The 10,383-nt window shown below is 67.3% G+C and carries 11 protein-coding genes, 1 tRNA gene and 1 pseudogene; 8 read left to right on the top strand and 5 right to left on the bottom strand.

Features of this window, described 5'->3' with window-relative positions; translation table 11 throughout:
• Positions 1-10 precede the first annotated feature (10 nt).
• Entirely contained in the window at positions 11-217 is a 207-nt protein-coding gene (locus OCGS_RS00685) for a cold-shock protein (RefSeq protein ID WP_007425286.1), read from the top strand.
• Between the two features lie 58 nt (positions 218-275).
• Here the strand turns inward: OCGS_RS00685 and OCGS_RS00680 are convergent, their stop codons facing one another.
• Positions 276-608 (bottom strand): arsenate reductase family protein, encoded by a 333-nt coding sequence (locus OCGS_RS00680; RefSeq protein WP_007425285.1) that lies wholly within the window; start codon positions 606-608, stop codon positions 276-278.
• On the bottom strand, positions 605-1,519 hold the full coding sequence (gene thyX, locus OCGS_RS00675) for an FAD-dependent thymidylate synthase (protein ID WP_007425284.1): 915 nt from the start codon (positions 1,517-1,519) through the stop codon (positions 605-607). Before thyX ends, OCGS_RS00680 begins: the two co-directional genes overlap by 4 nt.
• Positions 1,520-1,619: 100 nt before the next feature.
• On the opposite strand from thyX, the gene OCGS_RS00670 reads away from it, so the two are divergent.
• Positions 1,620-2,048 carry a VOC family protein gene (locus OCGS_RS00670; protein WP_007425283.1) on the top strand — a complete coding sequence of 143 codons (429 nt, stop codon included), beginning with the start codon at positions 1,620-1,622 and terminating at the stop codon, positions 2,046-2,048.
• A gap of 24 nt (positions 2,049-2,072) precedes the next feature.
• Here OCGS_RS00670 and OCGS_RS00665 read toward each other — a convergent pair whose 3' ends face one another.
• Both OCGS_RS00665 and OCGS_RS00660 read right to left on the bottom strand, forming a co-directional pair.
• The gene (locus OCGS_RS00665) at positions 2,073-2,570 is read right to left on the bottom strand and encodes a MarR family winged helix-turn-helix transcriptional regulator (protein ID WP_007425282.1); all 498 of its coding nucleotides are present in this window, start codon (positions 2,568-2,570) and stop codon (positions 2,073-2,075) included.
• Between the two features lie 57 nt (positions 2,571-2,627).
• Positions 2,628-2,921: a succinate dehydrogenase assembly factor 2 gene (locus tag OCGS_RS00660; RefSeq protein ID WP_007425281.1), complete on the bottom strand. Its 294-nt coding sequence runs from the start codon at positions 2,919-2,921 to the stop codon at positions 2,628-2,630.
• 72 nt (positions 2,922-2,993) lie between these two features.
• Between OCGS_RS00660 and OCGS_RS00655 the strand changes: the two genes are divergently transcribed.
• The 6 genes from OCGS_RS00655 to OCGS_RS00630 all read left to right on the top strand — a co-directional run bounded on the left by OCGS_RS00655 (position 2,994) and on the right by OCGS_RS00630 (position 9,694).
• A complete protein-coding gene (locus tag OCGS_RS00655) occupies positions 2,994-4,196 on the top strand; it encodes a pyridoxal phosphate-dependent aminotransferase (protein ID WP_007425280.1) in 1,203 nt (400 codons plus the stop codon).
• A 74-nt stretch (positions 4,197-4,270) separates the two neighbouring features.
• Positions 4,271-5,566, top strand: coding sequence for a homoserine dehydrogenase (locus tag OCGS_RS00650; protein WP_007425279.1), 1,296 nt, complete (start codon positions 4,271-4,273; stop codon positions 5,564-5,566).
• Between the two features lie 117 nt (positions 5,567-5,683).
• Positions 5,684-6,649 carry a class II fructose-bisphosphatase gene (gene glpX / locus OCGS_RS00645; RefSeq protein ID WP_007425278.1) on the top strand — a complete coding sequence of 322 codons (966 nt, stop codon included), beginning with the start codon at positions 5,684-5,686 and terminating at the stop codon, positions 6,647-6,649.
• 80 nt (positions 6,650-6,729) lie between these two features.
• Positions 6,730-8,490 (top strand): single-stranded-DNA-specific exonuclease RecJ, encoded by a 1,761-nt coding sequence (gene recJ / locus OCGS_RS00640; RefSeq protein WP_007425277.1) that lies wholly within the window; start codon positions 6,730-6,732, stop codon positions 8,488-8,490.
• A gap of 83 nt (positions 8,491-8,573) precedes the next feature.
• Positions 8,574-8,648, top strand: a tRNA-Glu gene (locus OCGS_RS00635).
• A gap of 191 nt (positions 8,649-8,839) precedes the next feature.
• Positions 8,840-9,694, top strand: a complete 855-nt coding sequence (locus OCGS_RS00630) for a DUF305 domain-containing protein (protein WP_007425276.1) — start codon at positions 8,840-8,842, stop codon at positions 9,692-9,694.
• A 101-nt stretch (positions 9,695-9,795) separates the two neighbouring features.
• Here the strand turns inward: OCGS_RS00630 and OCGS_RS00625 are convergent.
• Positions 9,796-10,383, bottom strand: a pseudogene (locus OCGS_RS00625) (hypothetical protein); the annotation flags it as partial.

Here is a 10,383-nt window from a genome sequence, read left to right as displayed (position 1 = left end):
AGACCCGGTAATGCCGACCGGCACTGTTAAGTGGTTCAACACGACCAAAGGCTATGGCTTCATCGCGCCCGATGACGGGGGCAAGGACATCTTCGTCCACATCTCGGCGGTCGAACGCGCGGGGATGACCGGCCTCGCCGACAACCAGAAGGTCCGCTATGAGCTGATCTCGGGCCGGGACGGCCGCGAATCCGCGGGCGATCTTCAGGCGCTGTAACAGGATGGCGGCCCCCGCCGGGGCCGCGATCCGCAGATGCGAAGACCGGCGTGCGGGGCTAGAGAAGATCGCGCTGCACGTCCTCGTCCCAACCCAGCCAGAGCCTGCCGTCTCGGGCGATCACCGGACGCTTCATGACGGCGGGGTGTTCGCGCAGTTGGGCGTCCGCCTCGCTGGCCTTCATCCAGTCTGAAAACCCGCGATAGGTGGTCGATTGCCGGTTGACCAGGCGATCCCCGAATTCAGCCAGAAGCGGCGCCCATTCGGCATCGGACAGCGGGTCGGCGCGCACGTCGCGGAAGCCGACATCGTAGCCCGCATCCTGCAACGCGCGGCGCGCCTTCTTGCAGGTGTCGCAGGTCGGCAGGCCGTAGATCGTCAGGTGGGTCATGCGGTGTCCTTCATCCAGACGGCGCTGAATTCGCGCCATTCGCCGGCGCTCATCCCGCTGGTTTCCTGCGTGACCCCTTCGCCGCGCAGCATGCGGTGCAGGCAGTCCATGCCGCGCGCCGACAGGGTCGTGCCGCCCAGGCGGTAATCCCGAAACGCGGACCAGGCGGCCGGCACCCAGTCGGCGACGATGGCGCAGACGCTGTCGGCATAGGCGCGAATTTCCATCTGCGCATGAGGATCGGCGCGCAACCGCAGGAAATGGAACAGGTTGTGCAGGTCGGTCTTCCAGTACCATTGGGTATAGATGCTGGCCGGCAGGTTCATCCGCGCCAGTTCCCGCGCCAGGTTGAGGCCGTTTTCGTCCAGCATCTCTTCGTAATGGTCATAGGCACGGTCGGCGTCCTGACGCAGGATGTCCAGCACGCGCTGCGCCCGGTCGCCTTCCAGCACGGCGCCGCGCCCCTGGTTGTTCGTCGTGCTTTGCGCCGCCAGCGCCGAGGGGTCGGGCACATAGAATTCGCGGTCGAGGATCGAGTAGCGCGCGGAATATTCGTTCACGTTAGCGGTGCGGTGGCGGATCCATTGGCGCGCGACGAAGACCGGCAGCTTCACATGCAGCTTGATCTCGCACATCTCGAACGGGGTGGAATGCCAGTGCCGCATCAGATAGCGGATCAGCCCCTCGTCGTTCTGGACCGACCGCGTGCCGCGCCCATAGCTGACGCGGGCGGCCTGACAGATCGCCGAATCGTCGCCCATATAGTCGATCACCCGGACGAATCCGTGATCCAGCACCGGATGCACGCGGTAGAGATGCTGCTCGATCCCGTCGCTGACGGCGCGCAGGGTCTGGCGGGGCGATCCACGGGCGGCGTCGATCTGGGCCTGCTGATCGGCGGTGACGGACATGGCGATTCCCGGTTGCTGCGAGGGGCGCATCCTAGCGGCGGCGGCGCTGTTCACAAGTGGCGCGGCAATGCTAGGTTGCGCCCATCGAAGGGAGACCGGAATGGGAATTCAATATCTGCACACGATGGTGCGCGTGAAGGATCTGGAGCGGACGAAGGCTTTCTTCGAGCTGCTGGGCCTGACCGAGACGCGCCGGATGGAGAACGAGAAGGGCCGCTTCACGCTGGTCTTCATGGCGCCGCCCGGACAAAAGAATGCGGCGGTGGAACTGACCTATAACTGGGACGGGGACGAAGGGCTGCCGTCGGACAGCCGCCATTTCGGGCACCTCGCCTATCGGGTCGATGACATCTACGAGATCTGTCAGCACCTGATGGACAACGGCGTGACCATCAACCGACCGCCGCGCGACGGGCACATGGCCTTCGTCCGTTCGCCCGACAACGTGTCGATCGAACTGTTGCAGCGCGGCGATCCGAAAGAGCCGGCCGAACCCTGGGCCAGTATGGAAAATACCGGCCACTGGTAAGGCACCGCCCCGCGCAAGGCGGGGTTAGTAGATATAGCGGATCTGGTCGGTCCAGTAGCGTTCCACGCGCTTCAGCGTGACGTTGATCTGTTCGATCCGATCCGCGCCCAGAACGTCGCGCGACTGAAGCCCGTCGGCATGGCGCGCGAAAAGCGCGCGCACGGCATCGGCGACGGCACGCCCCTTGGCCGTCAAGCGGACGCGCACGGCGCGGCGGTCGATTTCGCATCGCTGGTGGTGCATATAGTCCATATCGACCAGCTTTTTCAGGTTATAGCTGACATTCGAGCCCTGGTAGTAGCCGCGCGACTTCAGCTCGCCCGCGGTCACTTCGTTTTCGCCGACGTTGAACAGCAGCAGCGCCTGCACCGGGTTGATTTCCAGAACGCCCACACGCTCGAACTCGTCCTTGACGACATCGAGCAGCAGGCGGTGCAGGCGTTCGACCAGCGACAGCGTGTCGAGATATTCGGCCATGAAGCCGCGTTCCTGCCGGGCGGGCATTCTTTCGTGAACGGTCATCGTGTCCTCGGTTTCTGATCCTGGACGCAGATTGACCCGAAATATCCTAAGATAGTGTCAAGTTCGCCCCGTTTCCGCAGGCCGGAGACGGGCAAGCGCATGATCCGCGATCCGTCCCACTAGACCGGCGAAACGGTCGGGGGCGGCCGCCTGTCCGCTGACCCAGCGGTAAAGATCCTGATCGTTCTCGTCCAGCAGGGCGTCGTAAAGGGCCAGGTCGGCATCGTCCATAATGGCAAGCCTTTCGTCGGCATAATGGCCCAGCACGATGTCCATTTCCTTGGTGCCCCGATGCCACGAGCGCATGCGCAGCCGCCGGAGCCGGATTTCGGCGTCGGAATGTTCTGTCATCGACCGCTTCCCTTGATTGCGTCGGGACCAGACCCTAGGACGGACCGCAACGACATGCCACGGGAGACGGCGATGGCCTTTCTGTCCGCAAAGCTGGACCGCGTGAAACCGTCGCCGACCATCGCCGTCACGCAAAGGGCGGCCGAGCTGCGCGCCGCTGGCCGCGATGTCATCGGCCTTGGCGCGGGCGAGCCCGATTTCGACACGCCGCAGCATATCCGCGACGCGGCCGCGCGCGCGATGGCCGAGGGGCATACCCGCTATACCGCCGTCGACGGCATCCCCGAATTGAAGCGCGCGATCTGCGACAAGTTCGCGCGCGACAACGGGCTGGAATACGCGCCCGCGCAGGTCAGCGTCGGGACGGGCGGCAAGCAGATCCTGTTCAACGCGCTGATGGCGACGCTGGATCCCGGCGACGAGGTGATCGTTCCCGCCCCCTATTGGGTCAGCTATCCCGACATGGTGCTGCTGGCGGGCGGCACGCCGGTGACGGTGCCGTGCGGGATCGAGACCGGCTTTCGCATGACGCCCGAGCAACTCGAGGCGGCGATCACGCCGCGCACCAAGTGGCTGATCTTCAACTCGCCCAGCAACCCCACCGGCGCGGGATACGACCGCGACAGGCTGCGCGCGCTGACCGACGTACTGATGCGGCATCCGCATGTCTGGGTGATGACCGACGACATGTACGAGCATCTGGCCTTCGACGGTTTCACGTTCTGCACGCCCGCAGAGGTGGAACCGGGACTCACGGACCGGACGCTGACCTGCAACGGGGTCAGCAAGGCCTATGCGATGACCGGCTGGCGGATCGGCTATGCGGCGGGGCCCGAACGCCTGATCGCGGCGATGCGCAAGATCCAGTCGCAAAGCACGTCGAACCCCTGTTCGATCAGCCAATGGGCGGCGGTCGAGGCGCTGAACGGGCCGCAGGACTTCCTGCGCGACTGGTGCGCGGTCTTCCAGCGGCGGCGCGATCTGGTGGTGGCGGCGCTGAACGCCTGCGACGGGGTCGTCTGTCCAGTGCCGGACGGCGCGTTCTATGTCTATCCGTCCATCGCGGGCTGCATCGGGCGGACCAGCGCCGGGGGCACCCTGATCGACAGCGACGAGGCATTCGCCACCGCCCTGCTGGACGAGGAAGGCGTGGCCGTCGTCTTCGGCGCGGCCTTCGGCATGTCGCCGAATTTCCGCGTCAGCTATGCGACATCGGATGCGGTGCTGACCGAGGCATGCGGGCGCATCGCACGGTTCTGCGCGGGGCTGCGCTGACGCGGGCGGATCTGGAACTCGGGCCGCGGGCGGGCTAAGCGGGCCGCGACCTGCCAGCCCAAAGGACCGCGCCGATGACATCCTCACCCCTCCGCCTCGGGATTGCCGGTCTGGGAACCGTGGGGCGGGGCGTCGTGCAGATCGTGCAGCGGCACGGCGATCTGCTGGCCGCCCGTGCCGGACGGCCCGTCGTCATCACCGCCGTCTGCGCCCGCGACCGCACCCGCGACAGGGGCATGCGCCTGGGTGACTACGCATGGGAGGACGACGCATCGGCCCTGGCGCGGCGCGGCGACGTGGACGTTCTGGTCGAGCTGGTGGGCGGCGACGACGGCCCGGCCAAGGCGGCGGTAGAGGCCGCCATCGCCGCCGGCAAGGACGTGGTGACGGCCAACAAGGCGCTTCTGGCCCATCACGGACAGGCGCTGGCCGAGGCGGCCGAGGATGCGGGCCGCGTCCTGCGGTTCGAGGCGGCGGTCGCGGGCGGCATCCCTGTCGTCAAGGCGCTGACCGAAGGGTTGGCCGGCAACGCCATCACCCGCGTGATGGGCGTCATGAACGGCACCTGCAACTATATCCTGACGCGGATGCAGTCCGAGGGCCTGCCCTATGAGGCGGTGTTCGACGAAGCCGCCGATCTGGGCTATCTCGAGGCGGATCCGGCGCTGGACGTGGGCGGCATCGACGCGGGCCACAAGCTGGCGCTGCTGGCCGCCATCGCCTTCGGCACCCGGCCCGATTTCCCCAGCGTCGCGCTGGAAGGAATCGAGCGGATCAGCATCGACGACATCCACCGCGCCGCCGATCTGGGCTATCGCATCAAGCTGCTGGGTGTCGCCCGGATGACCGGGCGGGGACTGGAACAGCGCATGTCGCCCTGCCTCGTGCCCGCGACATCGCCGCTGGGGCAGTTGCAGGGGGCCACCAACATGTGTGTGCTGGAAGGCGACGCGTCGGGACCGATCGTGCTGCGCGGCGCGGGGGCGGGCGAAGGACCGACCGCCAGCGCCGTGCTGTCGGACGTAATGGACATCGCGCGCGGCAACCGCGTCAGCACCTTCGGCCAGCCCGCCCGTTCGCTGGCCACGGCGAAGCCCGCCGGGGCGACCGCGCCCGCGCCCTTCTATCTGCGGATGGAACTGCTGGACAAGCCGGGCGCCTTGGCCCGCATCGCCGCCTGTCTGGGCGAGGCGGGCATCTCGATCGACAGGATGCGGCAATACGATCACCCCGGCCCCACCGCGCCGGTGCTGGTCGTCACGCATCGCGCGATGCGCGCCAGCCTCGACGAGGCCATCGCCCGAATGGACCGGACCGCCGTTCTGGTCGGCACGCCCATAGCCCTGCGGATCGAGGAGGTCGGCGACTGATCCGCGCCCATCGGACGGCCCGTTTCCGGTAACAACCTTGTGCGTGGCGCGGCCCGCGCGCTAGACCCAGCGCAGCATCGCCGGCGCCCGTCCGGCCATCAGCCCGAAGGACAGATCATGGCCGCCACACCCGATTTCAACGACCGCATGCTATCGCTCGGCCTGGCCCGCGTCAGCGAAGCCGCGGCCATCGCCAGCGCCGGCTGGGTCGGGCGCGGCGACGAGAAAGCCGCCGACCAGGCCGCCGTCAACGCCATGCGCGACCAGTTGAACAAGCTGGACATCGCCGGTGTCGTCGTCATCGGCGAGGGCGAGCGCGACGAGGCGCCGATGCTGTTCATCGGCGAGGAGGTCGGCACGCAGAACGGCCCCGCCGTGGACATCGCGCTGGATCCGCTGGAAGGCACGACGCTGACCGCCAAGGACATGCCCAACGCGCTTACGGTGATCGCCATGGGGCCGCGCGGGTCGATGCTGCATGCGCCCGATGTCTATATGGACAAGCTGGCCGTCGGTCCGGGGTTCAGGACCGGCGTGGTGACGATGGACATGTCGCCGTCCGAGCGGGTCAGCGCGCTGGCCGCGGCCAAGGGCGTCAGCACCCACGACATCACCGTCTGCGTGCTGGAACGCCCCCGCCACGAGGACATGATCGCCGAAATCCGCACCACGGGTGCCGCGATCCGGCTGATCACCGACGGCGACGTGGCGGGCATCATCCATTGCGCCGAATCGGAAAAGACCGGCATCGACATGTATATGGGATCGGGCGGCGCTCCCGAGGGCGTTCTGGCCGCCGCCGCACTGAAATGCATGGGCGGGCAGATTTTCGGACGGCTGATCTTCCGCAACGACGACGAGAAGGGCCGCGCGAAGAAGGCGGGGATCACCAACCTCGACCGCGTCTATACCCGCGACGACATGGTGACGGGCGACGTCATCTTCGCGGCGACCGGCGTGACCGACGGGTCGATCCTGCCGGGGATCAGGCGCGAGCCTGGCTATCTGACCACCGAGACGATCCTGATGCGGTCCAAGACCGGATCGGTGCGGCGGATGATCTATCGCAATCCGGTGAAATAGCGCCGCGCGGGCTATCCCCTGACCGGCGGGGCGGCTAGGATCGGGGCATCGCCCCACATGCCGCCAGACCGAGTGCCGCCTTGCCCCGCGACCATTCCGCCACCGCCTTTCTGGGCGTCGAAACCTCGCTGACGGGGCGCCGTTGGATCGGCCCGACGGCCGAGAACGACCGGCTGTCCGAGGCGATGATCCAGCGCACCGGCCTGCCCGACCCGGTGGCCCGTATCCTGGCCGCGCGCGGCATCGCCCCCGAGGATGCCGAGGCGCATCTGGCCCCTGCCCTGCGCGACCTGCTGCCCGATCCGCTGTCGCTGCGCGACATGGATGCGGCGGCTGCACGTCTGCTGTCGGCCCTGGAACGGCGCGAACGCATCGCGGTCTTCGGGGATTACGACGTCGACGGTGCGGCCTCCTCGGCCCTGCTGCTGACTTGGCTGCGGCAGATGGGCCACCGCGCGACGCTCTATATTCCCGACCGCATCGACGAAGGGTATGGGCCTAACGAGGCCGCGATGGCGACGCTTGCGCGCGATCACGATCTGATCGTCTGCGTCGATTGCGGAACGCTGTCGCACGGCCCCATCGCCGCTGCGCGCGGCGCCGACGTGATCGTGCTGGACCATCATCTGGGGGGCGAGACGCTGCCGGAATGCGTCGCCGTGGTGAACCCGAACCGGCAGGACGAATCCGGCGATCTGGGCCATCTTTGCGCCGCCGCCGTGGTGTTCCTGCTGCTGGTCGAGACGAACCGGCGCCTGCGCGAGCGGGGCCGGCAGGGGCCGGACCTGCTGGCGATGCTGGACATGGTGGCGCTGGCGACGGTTGCCGATGTCGCGCCGCTGGTCGGGGTCAACCGCGCCTTCGTGCGGCAGGGGTTGCAGGTGATGGCGCGGCGCGACCGCCCCGGCCTGACGGCGCTGGCCGATGTCGGGCGGATGGACCGCGCGCCGCGGGCGTATCATCTGGGGTTCCTGCTGGGCCCTCGCGTCAACGCGGGCGGACGGATCGGGCAGGCCGATCTGGGCGCGCGGCTGTTGGCCACCGACGATCCGCACGAGGCCGCGGCGCTGGCGGCGAAACTGGATGCGCTGAATACCGAGCGGCGCGCGATCGAGGAACAGGTGCGCGCCGCCGCGCTGGCGCAGATCGAGACGCGCGGCACGGACGGCCCCTTGGTCTGGGCCGCCGGCGAGGGATGGCATCCGGGCGTCGTCGGGATCGTCGCCGCCCGTCTCAAGGAAGCGACGGGCCGACCGGCGGTAGCGATCGGCCTGAATGACGGGATCGGCAAGGGATCGGGCCGGTCGATCGCCGGGATCGATCTGGGGGCCGCGATCCACCGGCTCGCGGCCGAGGGGCTGCTGCTGAAGGGCGGCGGACACCGGATGGCGGCGGGCCTGACGGTAGAGGCCGACCGGATCGAGGCGGCGATGGACCGGCTGGCGGCGCTGCTGGATCGCCAGGGCGCCGCGCAGGGCGAGACGCGGGCGCTGACGCTGGGCGGATTGCTGCATCCCCGCGCCGCCACGCCCGAGTTGATCGCGCATCTGGAACGGGCCGGGCCGTTCGGCATGGGCGCCCCTGCCCCGCGGTTCGCCTTTGCCGATTGCCGGATTGTCGATTGCCGCACCGTGGGCGACGGGCACCTGAAGATCGCGCTGGCGGGCGACGACAACCTGCGGCTCGACGGGATCGCCTTCGGCGCGGCGTCGGGTCCGATGGGTGCGGCGTTGATGGGTCATGCGGGCGCACGCTTCCATCTGGCCGGGCGGCTCGACCTCAATCACTGGCAGGGCCGCAGCCGCCCGCAATTGCAGCTGGAGGACGCGGCCCCCGCCTGACCGGCGACGATGAAAAATCGCCCGCCAACGCCTGAAAATTGGCTTGCACCCCCCCGCCGCTTTGCCTATTCCCTGCCGCCAGTGGCCCGTTCGTCTATCGGTTAGGACGCCAGGTTTTCAACCTGGAAAGAGGGGTTCGATTCCCCTACGGGCTGCCACCTTCCCCCATTTCATGCGCGATGGACCGCCTCGACGCCGTCGGGTTCGGTCGATCCGTCCGGCCGTGCTCGTCCCTGCCAGCTGACCGGGAACCCCGGCCATGCCGTGCCGTTGGAACCGACACGCGCCGGCGGTCTGCGACGATGGATGGCACCGCGGGCATGCCCGGACCACCAACAAGGCGACCAGAATGTCCTATATCCGCTTCGGCCTGATGATCCTCACCTCGACCGTGGTGATGTTCGTCCTGATGTATCTCAACACCTATGCCTGGGAGCATGTCTTCTTCTCCGAGACGCGCACCTACATGGCGATCATGATGGGCGCGACGATGGCGGTCGTCATGCTGGCCTTCATGCTGGGCATGTATTCCGACAAGCGGTTGAACCTGGCCATCTTCGCGGGGTCGGTTGTCGTCTTTGCGCTGTCGCTCTGGCTGGTGCGCAGTCAGGTCACGGTTTCGGGGCCAAGTTACATGCGGGCGATGATCCCGCATCATTCTATCGCCATCATGACTTCGGAACGGGCGCAGATCCGCGATCCTCGCGTGCGCAAACTGGCCGACGAGATTATCGCCGCCCAACGGCGCGAAATTGCCGAGATGCGCTATCTCATCGCCGACATCACCGGCGGAAATCTGGTAGACAGTGTCTATCGCGACCCCCCTGCCGAGCCGGGCACGGTCGAGGATGCCCTGGCGAACACGCTGATCTCGACCCTCGATCTTGCGCCGCTGCCGGCGGCAGAGGCCGCCGGCCTGATTGGTTCGAACGCCGCCTGCACCTTCAACCGCAGCCCCGAGACCGACCCGATCCTGTGGGCCGACCCCGAAAGCGGCACCGCCGCCGTCAAGCTGAACGGCGTGCTTGTGCCGCTGATGACCGATGCCGCCGACGGCGCGCGCTTCACGGCCCCCGGCATCGCCGTCGCGCTTCGCCCCTTGGGCGATGACGCCGACTGGCGCGCCGATGCCGAACTGGTCTTTGCCCTCGATCAAGGTCTGACCGTCGGCTATCGCGGTTTTTACGACTGCGAGGTGGGCTGATATCTGCGGATCAACGCGGGCCAAGTCGTAGGGCCGTCAGATAGATCGCATGACCGGATGGACTGCGATTTTCTTGATCTCCTGACACAGTAATTATGCGGTCAAATCGGGAACTGAAAAAGAAGAACGACATGACGATGGTGGGCCATTGGATTTTCATGGCCGCCTTGTGCGATCTCGCGATCGGAAGGGGGCGCGCTGCAGGTGGCACGTGGGGAATCATCTGGCGGCAGGTAGAACGCCAGAGAGAGATCCAATGCCTCGAGCGCAGCAAGCGCCTCTCTTCGTCGTTTGCCGTCCGTCACGCGGCCAGTAGTGTGCCACGACCTCAGGGTGTCCGCGGCGGCCATCACTTCGGACGTCTCCGCATGGCCCGGGCGTGAAGGGATGATCGTTCTCAGGGAGTCCGAGCCGGGGTCTAGCGAACCGTTGTAGATGCCGTCAATGACGTCGAGGATCGTTTCGACGGCGGCCTCGGAGGCCAGGATGTCCAGCTGGAGTTCCTGCTTGGCCCGCATCGTGGGCTCCAGCAATTGCAGCTCTTCTGATTTGTCCATGACGAAGCGCTGTGTGCCGGGAAGCCGCGTCCGACGTGTAAGGGCTGCCTCTATCGCGTCAGCAAGGTCATCTGACGATGTGTCCGAGACGGCGTCCCAGAGGTCGGCATCATGCCCCGTCGCGTGAGTGAG

Source organism: Oceaniovalibus guishaninsula JLT2003 (assembly GCF_000299575.1).
GTDB classification, from domain to species: Bacteria; Pseudomonadota; Alphaproteobacteria; order Rhodobacterales; family Rhodobacteraceae; genus Palleronia; species Palleronia guishaninsula.
This window is presented reverse-complemented; position numbering and strand designations above follow the sequence as displayed.